Source organism: Streptomyces caelestis, from assembly GCF_014205255.1.
Classification (GTDB): domain Bacteria; phylum Actinomycetota; class Actinomycetes; order Streptomycetales; family Streptomycetaceae; genus Streptomyces; species Streptomyces caelestis.
The window spans coordinates 4,008,000-4,028,035 of record NZ_JACHNE010000001.1 but is presented as its reverse complement, the minus strand read 5'-3'; the positions used below and the strand labels follow the sequence as shown (position 1 = coordinate 4,028,035).

The window sequence follows — 20,036 nt, the reverse complement described above, 5'->3', positions numbered from 1 at the left end:
CTGGGAGGTCCCGCCCTTTCGTACGACTGCCTCGCGCAGGCTCAGTGCCCGGCGCCCGCGCCCGTCGACGCGCTCTCGGAGGCCGCGTCGGCCGGCGACTCGTGGCCGCCCGGCGTCTCACCCGCGGCGGGGCTCTCAGTGCCGGCCGGCGAACCGGAGGGGCTCCCCGACGGCGAACCGGACGGGGACGCCGAGGCCCCCGGCGCGGCCGGCACCTCGGCCGGGCCCCACTCGGCGAAGTAGTGCTCGGCGGGGACGACGAACGCGCGCAGGCTCACGTCACCCGTCGTGCTGAAGGTGAAGGTGACCTTCTGGGCGTTGCCGTCGCGGACGGCCTCGCGGCTGCTCGGCAGCATGGCCGTGGCGTTGTCCTTGCCGCCCAGGACCAGACTGCCGCCGGCCGGGATGCTCAGGCTGCCGCCCTTGGCGGGCTTGAGCTCGGCCTTCTTGCCGGTGCCGGGGAGGGTGATGGACTCCAGCGTCTCGGCGGTGCTGCCGGAGTTGAAGAACGTGGCGGAGATCGCGGCCGGGCCGGTCGACTCGAGGTCGGGCTGCGTGATCACGATCGCGTTCTGGATCTTGATGTTGCCGACGCTCGTCGCCGCGTGGTCCGGCTGGATCTCGAGGGTCTGCGCGTTGTTGCCGGCACCGCACGCGGCGAGCGATGCGACGGAGAACGCGATGGCGGCAGCGGCGAGGGCGCCGCGTCGAAGGCTGCTGCTCACGGCGGCGGCTACTCCTTGACTCGAGAGCGGAGCGGCCGATAAAGCCGCCCTAAGTGTCTGTCAGCGGGCCTTAGGTTACCGAGCCGTTCCCGCACGGCCGCACCCGACCCCCCGGGCACCCGTGATCCCACCTGGGCCGCAGTGACTCCCGGGCCGCATTGGCGGGTGCTCGTCCGGCAGTCCGGCATTCATATAAGAGGCTCCGGAGAGTCTCCGGGCAGCAGCGCAAATTTTCCGTGAAGGAATGTGCGGACCACCTCGGAATTGATCACCGGTGGCTCGCCCGGGCGCCCGGTGATCAATTCCGGATTCGACCGGAACCCGGCTCGGGCCACCGAACGGAGTAGCGGAAGTCGATCACACGGAACCGGACATATGGGGATGTTCGGCCTTCCGAAGGAGGCTCCGGATGCGTGTAACGTACGGGTTTCGCTCGGCCCGGAGAGCCGCTCCGACCTGCGGATACCTTCTTCCACTCCCTGTCCGAAGCACGTTCCTGTTGGACTTGTCAAGCCCCGAGATATGCCCTGACCTGCGAAAACGCCATTCAGAACCCGCAGTTTCCGTGTTACTCTGGATAGCCACGGAAGGGGTACCTGTCACATGACGTTCAAGGTTGGCGACACCGTGGTCTATCCCCATCACGGGGCCGCGCTGATCGAGGCTATCGAAACTCGCCAGATCAAAGGCGTGGACAAGACCTACTTGGTGCTGAAGGTCGCCCAGGGTGACCTGACAGTGCGTGTGCCAGCGGACAATGCGGAGTTCGTCGGCGTGCGTGATGTGGTCGGTCAGGACGGGCTGGACCGAGTCTTCGAGGTGCTGCGCGCGCCGTACGCCGAGGAGCCCACGAACTGGTCCCGTCGTTACAAGGCAAACCTGGAGAAGCTCGCCTCGGGTGATGTCATCAAGGTCGCGGAAGTCGTGCGTGACCTGTGGCGTCGTGAGCGCGAGCGCGGACTCTCCGCCGGTGAGAAGCGCATGCTCGCCAAGGCCCGCCAGATTCTGGTGAGCGAGCTCGCCCTCGCGGAGAACACCAACGAGGACAAGGCCGAGGCCCTGCTCGACGAGGTTCTCGCTTCCTGAGGCGAGCCAGTCGCTCAGCTCTCTGCTTATCGACCCTGCAGCATCGATGCCGCGGTGCCCGATGACGATTCTTCTGTCGCCGGGCGCTGCGGCATGTTCGTATGCCGACGCCGAATGCGCCGTCACCGCCGGATGTGTTATCACTCACGATCCGGTGCTTGGCGTGCCGGGCCCGGGCAGCCGGCTCGACCAGCGTCACGGAAGGGTCCGGTCGAGCGCGTCGCGCCCGGCACTCCTCCAGGCCATACCCACGCCAGGGCAACACACAAACCTGACAGGAACCGATGTCTGACGATTCGCGCCCCTCGCCGTCGGCCGCCCCTTCGGCAGCCCGTACGGCGGCCGTGATCCCGGCCGCCGGCCGTGGTGTACGGCTCGGCCCGGGCGCCCCCAAGGCGCTCCGTGCGCTGGGCGGTACCCCCATGCTCATCCACGCGGTCCGGGCGATGGCCGCCTCCCGCGCCGTCTCGCTGGTCGTCGTCGTGGCCCCGCCCGAGGGTGCCGCCGAGGTCAAGTCGTTGCTCGACGCGTACGCGCTGCCCGAGCGGACCGACTTCGTCGTCGTACCGGGCGGGCAGACCCGCCAGGAGTCCGTGAAGCTCGGCCTGGACGCGCTGCCGCCCGGCCACGACATCGTGCTGGTGCACGACGCGGCCCGGCCGCTGGTGCCGGTGGACACGGTCGACGCCGTGATCGAGGCCGTACGCGACGGCGCCCCGGCCGTGGTCCCGGCGCTGCCGCTCGCGGACACCGTCAAGCAGGTCGAGCCCGCCCGGGCGCCCGGCGAGCCGGAGCCGGTCGTCGCCACGCCGGAGCGCGCGCGGCTGCGGGCGGTGCAGACGCCGCAGGGGTTCGACCGGGCGACGCTCGTACGGGCGCACGAGACGGTGACCGGAGACGTCACCGACGACGCCGGCATGGTCGAGCAGCTCGGCCTCACGGTCGTCGCGGTGCCCGGCCACGAGGAGGCGTTCAAGGTCACCCGGCCCCTGGACCTGGTGCTCGCGGAGGCGGTCCTGGCCCGCAGGAGGCTCAACGATGGCTTCTGACGCGATGCCCGGGATGCCGCTGCCCCAGGTCGGCATCGGCACCGACATCCACGCCTTCGAGGAGGGCCGCGAGCTGTGGTGCGCCGGCCTGAAGTGGGAGGGCGAGGGCCCGGGCCTGGCGGGCCACTCGGACGCGGACGTCGTCGCGCACGCCGCGTGCAACGCGCTGTTCTCGGCGGCCGGCCTCGGCGACCTCGGCCAGCACTTCGGCACGGGCCGTCCCGAGTGGTCGGGCGCGTCCGGCGTCACGCTGCTGACCGAGGCGGCCCGGATCGTCCGCGAGGCGGGCTTCCGCATCGGCAACATCGCCGTACAGGTCGTGGGCCCGCGGCCGAAGATCGGCAAACGGCGGGACGAAGCGCAAAAGCTCCTGTCGGAGGCGGCGGGAGCACCGGTGTCGGTGTCCGGCGCGACGACGGACGGGCTGGGCTTCCCGGGGCGCGAAGAGGGCCTGATGGCGGTGGCCACGGCGTTGGTCGTGCGAGTCGGTTGAAAGGCACTGCCCCACGCACCCCCCGCGGCCTACTACCCTGGTCCCGTGACTATTCGCCTGTACGACACCAGCGCCCGGCAGATCCGTGACTTCTCCCCGCTCAAGCCGGGTTGTGTCTCGATCTACCTGTGCGGCGCCACCGTGCAGGCCGCACCGCACATCGGGCACATCCGGTCGGGTCTGAACTTCGACATCCTGCGCCGCTGGTTCGCGTACCGCGGCTTCGACGTCACGTTCGTGCGGAACGTCACGGACATCGACGACAAGATCATCGCCAAGTCGGCCGACCGGAACCGTCCCTGGTGGGCCATCGGCTACGAGAACGAGCGCGCGTTCAACGACGGCTACCAGGCCCTCGGCTGCCTGCCGCCGACCTACGAGCCGCGCGCCACGGGCCACATGACCGAGATGGTCGAGATGATGCGCGGCCTCATCGAGCGCGGGCACGCCTACGAGGCCGACGGCAGCGTCTACTTCGACGTCCGGTCCTGGCCCTCGTACCTGGAGCTGTCCCGGCAGGACCTCGACGAGATGCGGCAGCCCGCCGAGGAGGGCATCACCGGCAAGCGCGATCCGCGCGACTTCGCCATGTGGAAGGCGGCCAAGCCCGGCGAGCCGGACTGGGAGACGCCGTGGGGCCGCGGCCGCCCGGGCTGGCACCTGGAGTGCTCGGCGATGGCCCACAAGTACCTCGGCACCGCCTTCGACATCCACGGCGGCGGCCTCGACCTGGTCTTCCCGCACCACGAGAACGAGATCGCCCAGGCCAAGGCCTACGGTGACGACTTCGCCCAGTACTGGATGCACAACGCCTGGGTCACCATGAGCGGCGAGAAGATGTCCAAGTCGCTCGGCAACTCGGTCCTGGTCAGCGAGATGGTCAAGCACTGGCGGCCCATCGTGCTGCGCTACTACCTCGGCACCCCGCACTACCGCTCGACGATCGAGTACAGCGAGGAGGCCCTGCGGGAGGCCGAGTCGGCGTTCGCGCGGATCGAGGGCTTCGTGCAGCGCGTGGTGGAGAAGGCCGGTGTCGTCGAGCCCGCCCCCGAGGTGCCGCCGGCCTTCGCCGAGGCGATGGACGACGACCTGGGCGTGCCGCAGGCGCTCGCCGTGGTGCACACCACCGTCCGGCAGGGCAACAGCGCGCTGGCCGCCGACGACAAGGAAGCCGCGGTGGCCCGGCTCGCCGAGGTCCGCGCCATGCTGGGCGTCCTCGGGCTCGACCCGCTCGACGCCCACTGGGCCGGGGAGAGCGACCGCGGCGCTGATCTGCACGGCGTGGTCGACACGCTCGTCCGCATGGTCCTCGACCAGCGCGAGGCCGCCCGGGCCCGCAAGGACTGGACCACCGCGGACGCCATCCGCGACCAGCTCGGCCAGTCCGGCCTGGTCATCGAGGACAGCCCGCAGGGCCCGCGCTGGAGCCTCGGACCGCGCTGACCCGACTGCGATCCGGAAGATCGATTGTGCCGTCCGGGCCTCCGGACGGCACACTTCATAGACGTACGTACGTCACCGCACCCACAGACAGGTAGGTCATGGCAGCCAACAACCGCCGCATGTCCGGCAAGAAGGGCGCGCAGGTCGGCAGTGGCGGCCAGCGGCGCAAGGGTCTGGAGGGCAAGGGCCCCACCCCGCCCGCCGAGATGCGCAAGGGACACAAGAAGAACCGTGTCGCCAGCGCCAAGGCGCGGCAGACAGCCCGCCGCCCCGCGCCCCGGGGCCGCGGCGGCAAGTCCACGTCCGAGCTGGTCGTCGGCCGCAACCCGGTCTACGAGGCGCTGCGCGACGGCGTGCCCGCTTCCACGCTGTACGTCCAGCAGTTCATCGACAACGACGAGCGCGTCCGTGAGGCCCTCCAGCTCGCCGCCGAGCGCGGCGGCATCAACCTCATGGAGGCGCCGCGCCCCGAGCTCGACCGGATGACGAACGGCCTGAACCACCAGGGGCTCGTGCTCCAGGTCCCGCCGTACGAGTACGCCCACCCGCAGGACCTCGCCGACGCCGCCCTCGACGACGGCGAGGACCCGCTGATCGTCGCGCTCGACGGTGTCACCGACCCGCGCAACCTGGGCGCGGTCGTCCGCTCCGTCTCCGCCTTCCGCGGGCACGGCGTCGTCGTACCCGAGCGGCGGGCCGCCGGGATGACGGCGGGTGCCTGGAAGACGTCCGCCGGTGCGGCCGCCCGTACGCCCGTCGCTCGCGCCACCAACCTGACGCGCGCGCTGGAGGCGTACAAGAAGGCCGGCCTCGTGGTCGTCGGCCTGGCCGCCGACGGCGAGATGGAAATCGGTGAAGTGGAGGCCCTGGGCGGGCCCGTCGTCATCGTCGTGGGCAGCGAGGGCAAGGGGCTGTCCCGGCTGGTCGGGGAGACCTGCGACGTCCGGGTGCGGATCCCGATGCCGGGCGGCGCCGAGTCGCTCAACGCCGGTGTGGCGGCGGGCATCGTGCTGTACGAGGCGGCCCGCCGACGCAGCTGAACAGGCGTCCGCAATCTCACCCGTACGGGTTAATTCCGGTGACATCGGGGCGACAAGGACAAGCTTGACGGGGTCCGGACAGATCCGGCGAGTCAAAGCAGTGTCCTATCCCGACGTCACTCGGTTAGATGAGTGTGGACACCAGAACACCCCGCACACCCACGGGGGACCGCTCGTCGGGAATCGACGACGCTCCCGCGCTGAGCATGGTGAAGGTGCCGAGCGACCCGGCGCAGGTCATCGTCAATCACGCGAGTTTCCGCGTGCAGTTGGGCGTCTCGACGCGTAGCGTCCAGTCCCCACGGGTCGCCCGGCACCTGACCGCCAGCGAGGACACCGCCCGCATCCCCGTCGTCACCGCCGGGGGCGCGGTGGACGGGGCCACCACCCGCCGCCGGCCCGTCGTCTGGAGCGGCAAGTCCGCGCCCGACGACACCGGCGCCCACCGGCTCCTCCAGGCCGTCCGGCACGAGAGCGTACGCCACCCCGACGAGTCCGCCACGGACACCGGGGCCACCCAGGTCATCTCCCGCGTGGGCACCGACCCGCAGGGCCCGGGCTACGGCGCCGGATACCAGGACGGCGGCTACGGCGGCACGGGCTACGAAGGCGACGGCTACGGGGGCGACGGCTACCGGGACGACCTGACCCAGACGGTCGAGACCCCCGTCGTAGGCCCGCAGCGCGCCCACGAGTCCGCCGACGGCACCCGGTTGCTGCCGTCCATGCGCACGGCCGGCAGCGCCTACGACGAACCCGCCTACGGGGAAGAGGAGTTCGAGGACCTCCCCGAGGAGGTGGACGACTCCGAGCGGCCCGGCAAGCGCCACGGCGACGACCCGGCACGGCACGCCTACTACCCGGGCCGCCGCATGAACCTCGGCGTCGTCCTGCTCCCGCTGCGCGTCTTCCTCGGCTTCATCTCCATCTACGCCGGCATGGGCAAGCTGTGCGACCCCGTCTACTTCGACGGCGGCAAGCGCGGCTCCATGGTGAAGTGGCTGAACACCCTGCATCCCTGGGAAGCCGCCGAGCCGCTGCGCCAGTTCGCCCTCGATCACCCGGTCGGCTCCGGACTGGTCATCGCGTTCGCCCAGGTCATCGTCGGCGTCCTGACGGTCCTCGGCTGCTGGCAGCGCGTCGCCGCCTCCTTCGGCGCCCTGCTCTCGGCCGCGCTGCTGGTCACCGTCAGCTGGAAGAGCGTCCCGGCCTACCAGACCCCCGACATCATCTACCTCGCCGCCTGGTCCCCGCTGATCATCGCCGGCGCCCCCGTCTACTCCGTCGACGGTCGCCTGGCCGGCGGCGCCTGGCGCCGCCTCGGGCCCCGGGCCGACATCTGGGACCTGCGCCGCTACGTGCTGCGCCGCGGCGCCCTGGTCACCGCCGTCGCCGTCGGCCTCACGCTGCTCGTCGGCTCCCTGCTCGGCGGCGCCGTCCGCGACGCCGACCGGGTCGTCGTTCCCGGCCCCGGCGAGGCCCCGCGCAACGAACTGCCCGGCTCCCCGCTCCCGGACGCCCCCGGTAAGCGGCAGGACAGGCGGACGCCGTCGGCCTCCACCTCGCCCACCCAGGGCGCCACGGCCGGCTCGGCCAGCCCCAGCGCGGGCACCACGACCAGGCCGGGCGCCACCCGGGACGCCGGCACCGTCACCGGCGGTTCGCCCAGCCAGACCCAGGGCAGCGCGGGTCAGGCCCCGCCCCGGCAGTCCTCCCCGGTCGGCCAGGCCCCGAGCACCAGCTCCGGCCCGACCTCCGGCGGCTCCTCCGGCGGCACGGCGACCGGCGGCTCGGGCTCGACCGGTGGCTCGGGCGACGGCGACTCCTCGTCCACGGGCCGACCGGGCCTGGTGGGAGGCCTGCTGGACTAGGCGACCGACGCAGGCGCAAACCAAGAAAGGGGCCCCGCACCTCGAAGGTGCGGGGCCCCTTTCTTGAGGGCGCGGGAGTTCTTGGGGGTGCCGGAGTTCTTGGGGCGCGGGAGGCGCCTTCTCTCAGCGACCTCACTCAGCTCTCAGCGCCCCAGAGCCGCCAGTTCCTTCGCAGCTTCCGTCAGATCCTTGGCCGTATCGATCGCACGCCAATACGACCCCTGAGGGATCGTGAAGCCGGCCAGCTTCCGCTCGCGGGCCAGCCGGGGAAACGTCGTGCGCTCGTGGTCCCCGCGGTCCGGCAGCAGCCCCGCGAACTCGGGGGAGAAGACATACACACCCGCGTTGATCTCGAAGGTCGACGGCGGGGCCTCGATGAAGTCCGTGATGCGGCCGAAGCCGTCCGTCTTCACCGCGCCCCAGGGCAGGCGCGGACGGGCCAGGGCCAGTGTCGCGAGGGCGTCCCGCTCGGTGTGGAAGTCCGCCATGTCCCGCAGCGAGAACCGGGTCCAGATGTCACCGTTCGTCGCGTACCAGGGCTGGTCCGGGTGGGGCAGATGCGCGGCGGCGTACTTGAGGCCGCCGCCGCGGCCGAGGGGCTCGGACTCCACGACGGTGGTGACGGAGACGGGCAGATCGGCCGTCTCCAGCCACTGCTGGAGCACGTCGGCGAGGTGGCCGCAGGAGACCACCACGTCCGTCACGCCCTCCTCGGCGAGCCAGGACAGCTGATGGCCGATGATCGGAGTCCCCGTCCCGGGGATCTCGACCATCGGCTTGGGCCGGTCGTCGGTGTACGGACGGAGCCGGGAGCCCTGGCCGCCGGCCAGAACGACGGCTTGAACGGGGCGGGACGCGGCGCTCGGATCGCTCATGAGACCGAACTGTACGTGGCGTCCCGCCCGTGACCGCGGCGGATGAACCGGTTTCCCGCGGCAGCCGCTGCAGGCCTCCCACCTCTCTCGTTCGGCGGCCGGGCGGTGTGCTCAGCTGTGCGCGGCCGCGACGCCCGTGGCGAAGGCGGTGTCGCAGACCGGGCGGGCGTAGGACTGGGCGCGTGTCGGACCGTAGACCCGGACGGCGGCCTGGCCGAGGGCGCGGGCGATGGAGGCGCAGTGCTTCGCCAGTGACGGGCGGCCGTTGACGGCCTGCTGGAGGTGGGTGAGGGCGACGCCCGGGTTCTCCTCCTGGAGCTCGGTGAGCAGTTTGTCGCGCAGGATGTCCTGCGGGGTGCGCTTGGCGGTCCGCGGCGTACCGGCGGACATGCTGGTGTCCGCGGCGGTGAGCACCGGGTCGGAGGGGCTTCCCGACCAGTTGACTCGGGTGACCGCGAGAGTCCCGGAGAGCACCAGGACGACGGGCAGGACGAAAGCGAGGGTGCGGCCGATCCGGCGGGCGGGGCCCCGGCCGCGTCGCGTCTGTTGGGTAGTGGAGTGCTTCACGCGTGTGAGGGTAGCGCGGAGTAATGGTTTGTAGACATTTAGTCACCGGTTCGGGGGATGGGAGAGTGCCCGTTTTTGGGTAGTGCGTTGACGCACACGGCTCGAAATGTCCGGTGTGCCGGGGTATTTGTCGACAACGAGCGCCAAACGAGAAGGGCCCCGCAGCGTGCTGCGGGGCCCTCGTCGTCAACCTGGGTGATCCATCCCGGGCTTGTGCGTGTGCGACGGGTCAGTCGGACAGGCGCTCGCCCGTGGAGGTCGAGAACACGTGCGTCTCGCCGGAGCGCGGGACGATGTGCAGCGTGCTGCCCTTCTCCGGGACGTCACGGCCGCTGACACGGACGACGAGGTCCTTGGAGTCGTCGCCGACCTTCGCCGTGCCGTAGACGTAGGCGTCGGCGCCGAGCTCCTCGACCACGTTGACGGTGACCGCGAGGCCCAGCTCGGCGTCCGGGCCGGCCACGTCGAAGTGCTCGGGGCGGACACCGACCGTGACGGTCTTGTCGGTGGTGGCGGAGAGCGCGTCGCGCTGCACCGGCACGACCGACTTGCCGAACTTCACGCCGCCGTCGGTCACCGGGACCTCGACGAGGTTCATCGCCGGGGAGCCGATGAAGCCGGCCACGAAGAGGTTGGCGGGCCTGTCGTACATGTTGCGCGGGGTGTCGATCTGCTGGAGCAGGCCGTCCTTGAGGACCGCCACGCGGTCGCCCATCGTCATGGCCTCGACCTGGTCGTGGGTGACGTAGACGGTAGTGATGCCCAGGCGGCGCTGGAGCGAGGCGATCTGCGTACGCGTGGACACACGGAGCTTGGCGTCCAGGTTGGACAGCGGCTCGTCCATGAGGAACACCTGCGGCTCACGCACGATGGCGCGGCCCATGGCGACACGCTGGCGCTGACCACCGGAGAGCGCCTTCGGCTTGCGGTCCAGGTACTCGGTGAGGTCGAGGATCTTCGCGGCCTCCTCGACCTTCTGCCGGATCTCCGCCTTGTTGACGCCGGCGATCTTGAGCGCGAAGCCCATGTTGTCGGCGACCGTCATGTGCGGGTAGAGCGCGTAGTTCTGGAACACCATGGCGATGTCCCGGTCCTTCGGCGGCAGGTGGGTGACGTCGCGGTCGCCGATGCGGATGGCGCCGGCGTTGACGTCCTCGAGCCCCGCGAGCATGCGGAGCGAGGTGGACTTGCCGCAGCCGGACGGGCCGACGAGGACGAGGAACTCGCCGTCCTCGATGTCGATCTCCAGCGCGTCAACAGCGGGCTTGGTGGAACCCGGGTAGATCCGGGTCGCCTTGTCGAACGAGACAGTGGCCATGGTGAATGAACCCCTTCTACCGGCAGGAACGTGCCGGACGATCCGAGTAGGAAGGCGGTGCCACGACGGTCATTCCGTTGTGGTGTAGTCCACGCGTGTGAACTGGCTCAGGACGGTACCCGGCGTTCACGTGTCTGTCAGTACCTCCGGGCCTGTGAACTTCGCGGAATTTTCCGAAGGGCTGCACGGCCGGCCGTACCGGTCCGCCAGCGCCGCCACCGCCCGTGCCACGGCCTGCCGCAGCGCGGGCGGCCCGAGGACCTCCGCCTCCGGTCCCAGCCGGAGCAGATCCCCGACCGCCACGGCCTCCGCCTCCACGGGCAGTTCCACCTCCACCCAGCCGTCCGCGTCCGGCGCACCCGCGCTCGCCAGGGCCCGTGCACCCGCCGCCCCGAACTGCATCGGCAGCAGCCGCTGCCCTCGCGGTGACAGGCGCAGCCAGGCGACACCCTGCCGCAGGGCGGCCTCCAGCCGCCGGGACGACTCCTCCCAGTACCCGGCCAGGTCGAAGCCGGTTGGACGGTCGAAGAGGTCCCCGGTCTCCTCCACGGACAGCAGGCGGGACACCCGGTACGTCCGCACGGCCTCCTCCGCCAGGGCGACCAGGTACCAGATGCCGCCCTTCAGGACGAGCCCCAGCGGCCGCACCTCCCGGTGCACCTCTCCCCGCCACCGCCGGTAGTGCACCCGCAGCACCCGCCGCTCCCACACGGCTGCCGCCACGGGCTCCAGACACGGCACCGGATCGGCTTCCCGGAACCACGCCGGCGCGTCCAGATGGAACCGCTCCTGCACCCGCCGTGCCTGCCCGGCCAACTCCGCCGGCAGCGCGGCCTGCACCTTCAACTGCGCACTGGCCAGCACCGCTCCCAGCCCCAGATCCCGCGCCGGGCCGGGCATCCCGGCGAGGAACAACGACCCGGCCTCGGCGTCGGTCAGACCGGTCAGCCGCGTCCGGTATCCGTCGACCAGCCGGTAGCCGCCCTCCGGCCCGCGATCCGCGCACACCGGCACACCAGCCGCGCCCAGCGCCTCGACGTCCCGGTAGACCGTGCGCACCGACACCTCCAGCTCGGCGGCGAGCTCGGGCGCGGTCATCCGCCCGCGGTTCTGGAGCAGCAGGAGCAGGGAGAGGAGCCGGTCGGCGCGCATGGGGGCCATTGTCCGGCGTACGCCTCCGTACCTGACAGGAGATGTCAGGTACGGGGCCGAGAGTGGTGGTCCCAGACGGCCCGTACGGCCATCGGCTGATCGAGAGGACCCACCCATGCCCGGCACACGGACGACCACCGGACACTTCACCTTCGCCGACTGGCAGGAGCGCGTGATCGGCCCGGGCGAGGAGGCGAACCCGCGGCTCGCCCACGCCTCCGTCCGGAACACCTTCAGCGGCGGCATCGAGGCGGCCGGGACGATCTGCGAGTACAGCATCGTCTACGTCACCCAGAAGACCGGCTCCTTCGCCGGCATGGAACTGCTCACCGGCCGGCTCGACGGGCGGGAGGGGAGCTTCGCCGTGGAGGAGCGGGGGTGGTTCGGCGAGGACGGGGCGGTCCACTGCACGTTCGAGGTGGTGCGGGGATCCGGGAGCGGGGAGCTGGCCGGACTGCGGGGGAAGGGCGGGTTCACCGCCCACCACGGGGAGGCGACCGTGGCGTACCGGTTCGAGTACGAGGTGGAGTGAGACCGGGCGGAGCGGAACTTCGTGGCTCGGGGTAACGGGCTCTGTGTACAGTGGTGCCGCCCTCGCGTACGGCGCTGTAGTACGCGGTGCCTCCTTAGCTCAGCTGGCCAGAGCAACGCACTTGTAATGCGTAGGTCGTCGGTTCGAATCCGACAGGGGGCTCCGGTGAAAGTCCGGGTCAGATCGTCTCTGGCCCGGGCTTTTTTCTGTTCTGGACGTCGCTCAGGGCGTCGGTGCTGTCCACCCACTGGTCGATCGCGCCGGTGTCGGGCAGGGAGCGGAGTGCCGGGTCCGTGAGGCGGGTGCGGAGTGCCGCCGTGAAGCGTTCCGCGTGGAGGACCTGGAACGGTCGGCTGTGATACGGGCGGGTGCTGGGGTCGACGGGGGCCGTGAGTGCGAGGTCGTTGTGGTGGGTCGCGACGGCCTCGTAGGCGTGTGTGAGGTGGTGCTCGCGGGTGGGCCAGTCGGGGGCCGCCAGCGCCGCCGTCAGGGTGGGTGTGAGGGCCGCGCCCCGGGGGGTCGCGGTGAAGGCGGTGCCGAGCCACTTGCTGTAGGGCGGGTAGCGGCGGTTCATGAGGAGGCTCAGGCGCATCAGGTCGCGGATCAGGCGGGCGGACACGATCGCGGAGCCGAGTTCGTCACCCACCTCGCCGCAGCGGCCTACGAAGGCCTCCTCCTGGGAGACGCGTTTCCACTGGCAGGCCAGGACGTACAGCCAGATCTCGTGCGGGTACCAGCGCAGGGCGGTGCGGGCCGGGGTGAGCCGGTCGAGGCCGTCGTGGAAGACGGCGTCCGCGGTGACCTCGGCCAGGCGTTGGGTGGGGGTGGCCAGCCAGTCCTCCGTGGTGACGCCCTGGGCCGGGTCGAAGCCGAGCCGGTCCGTGAACCAGGTGCCGGGATCCGTGATGTCGACGCGGTGGTGGACCGGGCCGTCGGTGGTGGTCATGACGCGGATGTCGGTGCCCGGGTCGTCGCCGGTGCGGGCGAAGTGGGTGGGGTGCCCGAGGAAGGTTTTCGGGAGGCGGTGGGAGAAGAGGGCGGCGAGGCGGGGGCCGTGGGTCTCGGTGTCCTCCGGGCGCAGGAAGAGCTGGAGGCGGGGGCCCCACTCGTGGTCGGCCGAGCGGGGGGTGTCGTAGCCGAGGACCTCGGAGCCGCTGCCGAGGCGGGCGGCGGAGTGGGGGATGCCGGGGAGGGCCTCGTCCAGGAGGGGGCGTACGGCCTCGGTGTAGAAGCGGCGGGAGAGCTCCAGGCCGGGGAGGAACGGCGGCATGGGTCAGCCGGCGTGGCCGCGCAGGCGGCGGGCGATCTCGAGTTGGCCGTCGTCCAGGGGGCGGCCGTCCTCGATGTCCCACAGGGCGTTCTGGAGGAGGCGGCCGAGGGTCCAGGCGCGGGCGCGGGGGCGGTCCAGGGCGAGGACGTCGGTCATGGCGTCGAAGCGCCAGATGATGTCGTCGGGGTCGTAGCGGTTGTCGATGGCCGGCCACAGCTCGAAGCCGGGGTCGCCGGCGAGGGGCTTGGGGTCGATGGCGAGCCAGGGGGCGCGGCCGGAGGCGAGGACGTTCTCGTCGTGGAGGTCCCAGTGGAGGAGCCGGTCGCCCGGTTCGTCGACGACTTCGCGTACGGCGGCGGCGCAGTCGGCGACGAGGCGGCGTGCCTCGGGGTCGGGGATGCGGTCGAGTGCCCTCGGGGTCCGGTCCAGCATGGCCCGGGCGATGTCGCCGAGGCGGCGCATGCCGGGCGGGGCGGGGAAGGAGGTGAGGTGGGCGAGGAGTTCGGCGATGGTGACGACGGCCTGGCGGGTGTCCGGGATGTGGGACAGCAGGCGGGTCTCGTCGAGGCGTTCCAGCAGCATCGTGCCGGTGGGCTCGTCGTGGTCGAGGAGGCGGACCGCTCCGTCGCCGTCCCAGACCCGCAGCGCGACCGGTTCGCCTTCGCTCTCCTCGTCGAGGATCTGGAGCTTGAGGACCGCGGGGCCGCCGTCGGCGCGCAGGACCGGGAGGACCAGGGCGGACACGCCGTGCATGGGGGGTCCGTCGGGCTTCAGTTCCCAGCGGTCGAGGAAACCGGCCGTCAGGTCCGGCAGTTCCTCGATGAAGGCGCGGCCCGCCTCGCCGTTGTACTTCTCCTGTGATGCCGCCAGTTCCCGGGGAATGTCGATCACTTTCGGCACGGTAGTTGGGGTGGGGCGGCCGGGTCATGTGAATTAAGCCGGGCTGGGGCGGGCCGGGTTGGGCCGGTCCGGTTCGGTCCGGCGGCTGGGCTTTCTCGCGGGCGCTGTGTCGTACCTGTGTGCGAGCATCTGGCCAACGACCACTGATCCAGGGGGGATTGCCATGTCCGACACCGACGCCAGACCGAGAAGAATCAGACCGGGAGTGAGACGTGGGCGGGCCGGCGCGTCCGCCGTCGCCGTCTCGCTGTTCGCCTCGCTGCTGGGCCTGACGGGGGCGGGTTCCGCCGAGGCCGCCGCCGAGCCGGAGTGCGCGCCGCTCGCGCTCGCGCCGTTCGGGGATCCGGGCGACGCCGTCGGCAAGGCCACCGTCCCGGCCCAGAGCAGCGCCTGCTTCACGGTGACGGCCGCCTCGGCCGGTCTGCATCTGGTGACCCTGGACGACAGCCAGAACAACGCCTACGCGCAGATGGCCGACGCCGACGGCACCGACGTCGACTGCTTCGACGAGGAGTACCGCGCCGAGGGCTGGTGCCAGGTGCCCGCAGCCGGTACGTACACCGTCAAGGTCGTCAACAGCGGCTGGGTCGACGACGAGCAGACCGAGCTCACCGTCGTCCCGCTCGGCTCGGGCACCCGCGGCTGCGCCGAGCCGGTCGGCACCGGCTGGGACCGGCCGGCGGTGATCCGGAGCGCGACGAGCTCGCTGGCCGTGGACTGCCAGGCCTTCGAGGGCCGGCCCGGTGAGCGGATCCGGCTGACGGTCGGCACCAAGGAGTACGGCGAGTCGATCGCCTGGATCACCGACGCGACCGGAGCCCGTGTCTGCGAGCACTTCCCGGAGGACGGCGAGGACAGCTGCGTCCTGCCCGGCGACGGCCCCTACCGGGCGCTGTCGAGCGTCTCCCGCGCGGAGAGCGGCTTCCCCGCCGAGTACGCGCTTCAGGTGCGCCGGCTGAACGACCCGCAGGGCTGCGCGACCGCGTCGGTCCTGCCCTTCGGCCCGATCGAGCCGCGCGACTTCGGCACCGACGCCTGCTACACCTTCTCCGCCGCGAAGGCCGGGCCGTACACCGTGCACTCCGTGGACGAGGACCGGTCGGCCGGGGCGGTCCGGGTGTACGACGCAGGCGGCCGGACCGTGTGCGAGTCCGGCACCGACCCGTGCCGGATCCGCGAGGCGGGCACCTACACGGCGGTGCTCGGCACCAACGCCTTCGCGCCGTCCCGGGACCGGCTGGTGGTGTTCGACCGTGCCTCCGACGCCGGCTGTGCCGCGATCGGGACCGGCCTGTACAAGGGGAAGCTGAGCACGGTCGGACAGTACGACTGCCTGACCCTGCCCGTGCCGAAGGGCGGCCGGATCGCCGCGCTCACCTCGCAGTCCTCGGCCGGGCTGACCCCCGAGGTGGAGGTGCTGGACCGCGACGGCACCTCGCAGTGCGACGGGGAGGCGCTCCAGGGCGGTGACTGCGCGCTAACCGGTGAGGCGCCGTTCCGCGCGCTGGTGCACACCGAGGACACCGGCGACACGGCCACCGGCCCGTACGCGGTCGCCTTCCACCGCACCGACGCCGCCGAGGGCTGCCCCGTCCTGCCCGCGGGCAGTTTCGCCGCGGGCGGCGCGAAGGCCACGCTGACCACGGGCGACGGCGTCTTCTCGCACTGCCTGGGGATCCCTGCCGGCGCGCATTCGAACACCGAGCTGCTGCAGCTGACCGCGACCTCGGGGACCGCGCCGGCCGGGTTCTCTGTGCTGGACGCCGACGGCAAGCGGGTCTGCGAGCGCTACGCAACGACCGACGGCTGGTCGGTCTGCTCCCTGACCCCGGGCAAGGCCCACACGGTGCTGGTGACCGGCCGGGACGAGGCGGCCACGTACGTCCTGACCCGGCGTGACGTCACCGCGAGCGCCTCCGCCGCGGGCTGTGGGAAGACCGCCGCGGTGAAGGTCGGCGGGCCGTCCCTGAAGAGCGCCTCCGGAGCGCCGGGCACCGTCACCTGCCACCAGGTGACCACGGGCGCGGCGACCGACGTCGTGCACGTCAACGTGCGGGACGCGCTCGGCACGGCGAACAGCGCGGTCGTGGCCGGGGACGGCCGTGTGGAGTGCTCCTTCCGCAACTCGCCCTGCGCGGTGAGCGGTTCGACCACCCACCAGGTTCTCGTGCAGACGCCGACCCGTCTGAAGGCGGCTCCCGAGTACCGCCTGGACGCCCTGCGCGTCGCGACCGCCGACGGGCCCGCCCCCGAGTGCGCCAAGGTGCCGTCCGTGGCGTTCGGGTACGGGCCGGTCACCGGCACGCTGGACGAGTCGCGCACCGCGATGTGCGCGGTGCTGCCCACGGCCGGGTTCGACCGGTTCGACGCCGACATCAAGGACACGACCGGCGCCGCGACGACGGCGGTGCCCGTGCTCTACGACAGTGAGTGGACCAACGGGTGCAGCCTGTGGAGCTCCGGCTACCGCTGCTCGGCCGGCGGCCCGGCCGGCGGGTCCTCGCCGTCGCTGTTCCTGCTCGGCCTGCCCGAGAAGGCGTCCGGCACCGCCTACAGCGCCAAGCTCGCCTGCACCTCCACGCCGTGCGGCACGGAGAAGACGGACGTCACCGCCGTCAGCCCCGGCACCGGCGCCGCGGGCACCAAGGTGAAGCTCACCGTCACCGGCACCGCGCTCGGGCCCGACGTCCGGGTCCAGCTCAGCCAGGCCGGAAAGACGATCAGCGCGCCCGCGGACTCGGTCTCCGCCGACAACCGGACGGTGACCGCGACCGCCGACCTGACGGGCGCGGCGACCGGCACCTGGAACATCAGCGTGTACACGCGCGGCTGGGAGTTCCAGCGCGGCACCTTCACCGTGACCCCGCAGCCCGCGCTGGAGAACACGACGGCCCCGAAGGTGACCGGCACGCCCAAGGTGGGCGCCAAGGTCACCGCCACGCCGGGCACCTGGTCGGCGACCCCGTCCTCGTACACGTACCAGTGGAAGGCGGACGGCACGGCGATCGGCGGCGCGACCGCGTCGGCGTACACGATCCCCGCGGCGCAGGTCGGCAAGAAGCTGTCCGTGACCGTGACGGCGGTCAAGGCGGGCTGGCGCAGCGGGTCGGCGTCCTCGGCGGCGGTGACCGCGGCCAAGGGCGACGCGCCCAAGGCCACCAAGCCGCCGGTGGTCAGCGGGACGGCGAAGGTGGGCCGGACCCTGAAGGCGTCCGCAGGGACGTGGAGCCCGGCCGCGACCTCGTACGGGTACCAGTGGTACGCGAACGGCAAGGCGATCAGCGGGGGGACCAAGTCCTCGCTGGTGCTGAAGGCGGCGCAGCAGGGCAAGAAGATCACCGTGAAGGTGGTCGCGCACCGCACCGGGCACAAGGACGGCTCGGCGCTCAGCGCGGCGACGAAGGCGGTCGCCCGCTGACCCGTCCCGGCCGACGCCTTCGAAGTGGAGGTGTCACGGCTCCAGGACGACCTTTCCGATCGTCCCCCGCGTCTCCAGCGCGCGGTGTGCGGCCGCGGCCTCGCGCAGCGGGAAGCGGTGTACGGCCGGGGTGAGCCGGCCGGCGGCGGCCTCGGCCAGGGCGCGCAGTTCCAGGGTGCGCACCGGGTCGGGGCCGCCGGCCTTCTGGAGCATCACGGGGCCGAGGACCTGCTCGGAGACGCCGTCGACGAGGTAGGGCTCGCCGCCCTGGATGCCCTCGGCGGACCAGCCGAAGACGACGTGCTTGCCGCCGGGGCCCAGCAGGGCGACGGCCTCACGGGCCACGTCGCCGCCGACGCCGTCGAAGACCACGCTCGCGGCCCGGCCGCCGAGATGCGCACGGACCTTCGCGGGCCAGGCCGGGTCCTCGTAGTCGACGGCGAGATCGGCGCCGCCCGCCTGCACCCGGGCGACCTTCTCCGGCCCGCCCGCGAGGCCGATGACGGTGGCGCCGGCGTTCTTGGCGTACTGCACGAGGAGCGTGCCGATGCCGCCGGCCGCGGCCGGGACGACGGCCACCGAGTCGGGGCCGAGCTCGGCGAACTGGAGGATCCCCATCGTCGTACGGCCCGTACCGATCATGGCGACGGCCTCGGCGAAGTCCAGGTGCTCGGGGATCTCGTGCAGTCGTCCGACTTCGGTGACGGCCAGTTCGGCATAGCCGCCGGGGACGAAGCCGAGGTGGGCGACGACCCGCTTGCCGAGCCACAGGTCCGCGACGCCCTCGCCCAGCGACTCGACGACGCCGGCGACCTCGCGGCCGGGGATGGTGGGCAGGCGGGTCGGCTCGGGCGCCGGTCCCTGTGCGCCCTCGCGCAGGGCGGTGTCCAGGAGGTGGACGCCCGCCGCCCGTACGGCGACACGGACCTGGCCGGGGCCCGGCCGGGGGTCCTCGACCTGCTCGTAGGTGAGGTTCTCGGCCGGGCCGAAGGCGTGCAGGCGGATGGCGTGCATGTGAGCTCCTCGTGGGGTCGTCCGGTGCTCATGGGTCGTCTGGCTGCTGATGGTTCGTCCGGCGCTCATGGGTTCGTCCGGTGCACCCCAGCTTTCAACCTCAAGCTTGCTTGAGGTCAAGCTCCCGTCGGCCGAGCGCCAACGACACCGCCGTCAGGGCGCTGTTGAAGGAGACCTCCGACAGCACGCCCGGGGCCGCGACCTGGTCGCCGGCGAGGTAGACACCGTCGCCCCGGTCCACGGCGGGCCGGTCGCGCCAGCTGGTGCCGGGCAGGTCGACCGCGCCCGTACGGCTGTTCGCGACGGCCTCGCGCCGCCAGGTGACGCGCTCGCGCCAGCCCGGGAAGCCCAGGTCGAGGAGCTGCCCGGCGCGGGCGGTGCCGTCGGCCTTGGACTCGTGCGGGGCGATGGGGATCTGACCCTGGATGAGCTGCTCGCCGGCCGGGGCGAGGCTGCGGTCCTGGGCGGTGAACCGTTCGAGCCAGCCCGGCGCGTCGAGGTCGGACACCGCGAACGCGTCCCCGCGCCGCGTGCGTACGGCGAGGTCGACGAGGACGGTACGGCCGCTCGGCCAGGTCAGGGAGTCGTCGCCGAGCAGGCGCCGGGCGGCGTCGAGGGAGGTGGCGACGACGACCGGTGTGTCGGTGGGGAGCGTGTCGACCCGGGAGAGCGTCTCCATCCGGACGCCCAGGTTCCAGGCGCGGGCGGCCATCCGGTCGATGAGGCTGGCCCAGCCGCCGCGCGGGTAGTGCGCCTCGGGCGGCAGCTTGGTGGCGCGGCGCAGGCGCTCCTGCACGAACGCGGCCGACAGGGAGCCGGGGTCGTGGTGGAAGAGAGCGACGGCCGAGTAGTGGGCGGCGGCCCGGGCCCCTCCCTCGCCCGCGATGCCGGTCGCCCAGGTCAGGAAGTCGACGTCCACGGGCGCCTGTTCGGCGGTCCGGCGCAGCAGCTTCAGCATCGGGAAAGGCGGGGTGCGGCGCAGCACGCCGTGGTGCCGCAGCCGTAGCCGGGCGGCCTCCAGGGGCGGGATCGGGGCGAGCGGCCCGATGAGGCCGCGCTGCTTGAGCCAGGCCCAGTGCGGGCCGCCGTTGTAGAGGGCGTGCGGGCCCTCGTTCGTGCGGTAGGGGCCCTCGGCGGTGCGGGCCCGGCCTCCGAGGGTGTGGTGGGCTTCGTGGACGGTGACCTTGGCGCCTGTCTCAGCAGCCGTGATGGCGGCGGTCAGTCCGGCGAAGCCGCCGCCGATGACGGTGATGCGGTGCATGGCTGAGGTCTCCCTGGGCTCG

General features: G+C 72.2%; 17 protein-coding genes and 1 tRNA gene. 9 read left to right on the top strand and 9 right to left on the bottom strand.

Going from position 1 to position 20,036, the window contains the following annotated elements; genetic code table 11:
- Positions 1–41: 41 nt before the first annotated feature.
- Positions 42–725: a copper chaperone PCu(A)C domain-containing protein gene (locus tag HDA41_RS18185; protein WP_184985239.1), complete on the bottom strand. Its 684-nt coding sequence runs from the start codon at positions 723–725 to the stop codon at positions 42–44.
- Positions 726–1,328: 603 nt separating this feature from the next.
- Between HDA41_RS18185 and HDA41_RS18180 the strand changes: the two genes are divergently transcribed.
- The 6 genes from HDA41_RS18180 to HDA41_RS18155 all read left to right on the top strand — a co-directional run bounded on the left by HDA41_RS18180 (position 1,329) and on the right by HDA41_RS18155 (position 7,707).
- A complete protein-coding gene (locus HDA41_RS18180; protein ID WP_003953493.1) occupies positions 1,329–1,811 on the top strand; it encodes a CarD family transcriptional regulator in 483 nt (160 codons plus the stop codon).
- Positions 1,812–2,095: 284 nt separating this feature from the next.
- Positions 2,096–2,860, top strand: coding sequence for a 2-C-methyl-D-erythritol 4-phosphate cytidylyltransferase (gene ispD, locus HDA41_RS18175; RefSeq protein ID WP_184985237.1), 765 nt, complete (start codon positions 2,096–2,098; stop codon positions 2,858–2,860).
- Complete coding sequence (ispF, locus tag HDA41_RS18170) at positions 2,850–3,353, top strand: 2-C-methyl-D-erythritol 2,4-cyclodiphosphate synthase (RefSeq protein ID WP_184985235.1); 504 nt, start codon at positions 2,850–2,852, stop codon at positions 3,351–3,353. Before ispD ends, ispF begins: the two co-directional genes overlap by 11 nt.
- 45 nt (positions 3,354–3,398) lie before the next feature.
- Entirely contained in the window at positions 3,399–4,796 is a 1,398-nt protein-coding gene (gene cysS, locus HDA41_RS18165) for a cysteine--tRNA ligase (protein ID WP_184985234.1), read from the top strand.
- A 98-nt stretch (positions 4,797–4,894) separates the two neighbouring features.
- A complete protein-coding gene (gene rlmB / locus HDA41_RS18160) occupies positions 4,895–5,836 on the top strand; it encodes a 23S rRNA (guanosine(2251)-2'-O)-methyltransferase RlmB (protein ID WP_184985232.1) in 942 nt (313 codons plus the stop codon).
- A 128-nt stretch (positions 5,837–5,964) separates the two neighbouring features.
- Entirely contained in the window at positions 5,965–7,707 is a 1,743-nt protein-coding gene (locus HDA41_RS18155) for a DoxX family protein (protein WP_184985230.1), read from the top strand.
- Between the two features lie 143 nt (positions 7,708–7,850).
- Here the strand turns inward: HDA41_RS18155 and HDA41_RS18150 are convergent, their stop codons facing one another.
- From HDA41_RS18150 to HDA41_RS18135, 4 genes are all read right to left on the bottom strand, one after another.
- Complete coding sequence (locus HDA41_RS18150; RefSeq protein ID WP_184985228.1) at positions 7,851–8,582, bottom strand: nucleotidyltransferase family protein; 732 nt, start codon at positions 8,580–8,582, stop codon at positions 7,851–7,853.
- A gap of 111 nt (positions 8,583–8,693) precedes the next feature.
- Positions 8,694–9,149 (bottom strand): hypothetical protein, encoded by a 456-nt coding sequence (locus HDA41_RS18145; protein ID WP_184985226.1) that lies wholly within the window; start codon positions 9,147–9,149, stop codon positions 8,694–8,696.
- Positions 9,150–9,378: 229 nt separating this feature from the next.
- On the bottom strand, positions 9,379–10,467 hold the full coding sequence (locus HDA41_RS18140; protein ID WP_184985224.1) for an ABC transporter ATP-binding protein: 1,089 nt from the start codon (positions 10,465–10,467) through the stop codon (positions 9,379–9,381).
- 126 nt (positions 10,468–10,593) lie between these two features.
- On the bottom strand, positions 10,594–11,619 hold the full coding sequence (locus HDA41_RS18135) for a helix-turn-helix transcriptional regulator (protein ID WP_184985222.1): 1,026 nt from the start codon (positions 11,617–11,619) through the stop codon (positions 10,594–10,596).
- 115 nt (positions 11,620–11,734) lie between these two features.
- On the opposite strand from HDA41_RS18135, the gene HDA41_RS18130 reads away from it, so the two are divergent.
- Together HDA41_RS18130 and HDA41_RS18125 are read left to right on the top strand one after the other, a co-directional pair.
- Positions 11,735–12,151, top strand: a complete 417-nt coding sequence (locus HDA41_RS18130; RefSeq protein WP_184985220.1) for a DUF3224 domain-containing protein — start codon at positions 11,735–11,737, stop codon at positions 12,149–12,151.
- Between the two features lie 88 nt (positions 12,152–12,239).
- Positions 12,240–12,313: transfer RNA gene (locus HDA41_RS18125), tRNA-Thr, on the top strand.
- A gap of 16 nt (positions 12,314–12,329) precedes the next feature.
- Here the strand turns inward: HDA41_RS18125 and HDA41_RS18120 are convergent.
- The gene (locus tag HDA41_RS18120) at positions 12,330–13,421 is read right to left on the bottom strand and encodes a DUF4037 domain-containing protein (protein ID WP_184985218.1); all 1,092 of its coding nucleotides are present in this window, start codon (positions 13,419–13,421) and stop codon (positions 12,330–12,332) included.
- 3 nt (positions 13,422–13,424) lie between these two features.
- Positions 13,425–14,321 (bottom strand): aminoglycoside phosphotransferase family protein, encoded by an 897-nt coding sequence (locus HDA41_RS18115; RefSeq protein ID WP_376706796.1) that lies wholly within the window; start codon positions 14,319–14,321, stop codon positions 13,425–13,427.
- Positions 14,322–14,484: 163 nt separating this feature from the next.
- Between HDA41_RS18115 and HDA41_RS18110 the strand changes: the two genes are divergently transcribed.
- Positions 14,485–17,739, top strand: a complete 3,255-nt coding sequence (locus HDA41_RS18110) for a Tat pathway signal protein (RefSeq protein WP_260423338.1) — start codon at positions 14,485–14,487, stop codon at positions 17,737–17,739.
- Between the two features lie 33 nt (positions 17,740–17,772).
- On the opposite strand, the gene HDA41_RS18105 is transcribed toward HDA41_RS18110, so the two are convergent.
- The gene (locus HDA41_RS18105) at positions 17,773–18,753 is read right to left on the bottom strand and encodes a zinc-binding dehydrogenase (RefSeq protein ID WP_184985212.1); all 981 of its coding nucleotides are present in this window, start codon (positions 18,751–18,753) and stop codon (positions 17,773–17,775) included.
- Between the two features lie 100 nt (positions 18,754–18,853).
- Positions 18,854–20,014, bottom strand: a complete 1,161-nt coding sequence (locus HDA41_RS18100) for an NAD(P)-binding protein (RefSeq protein WP_184993513.1) — start codon at positions 20,012–20,014, stop codon at positions 18,854–18,856.
- Positions 20,015–20,036: the final 22 nt, after the last annotated feature.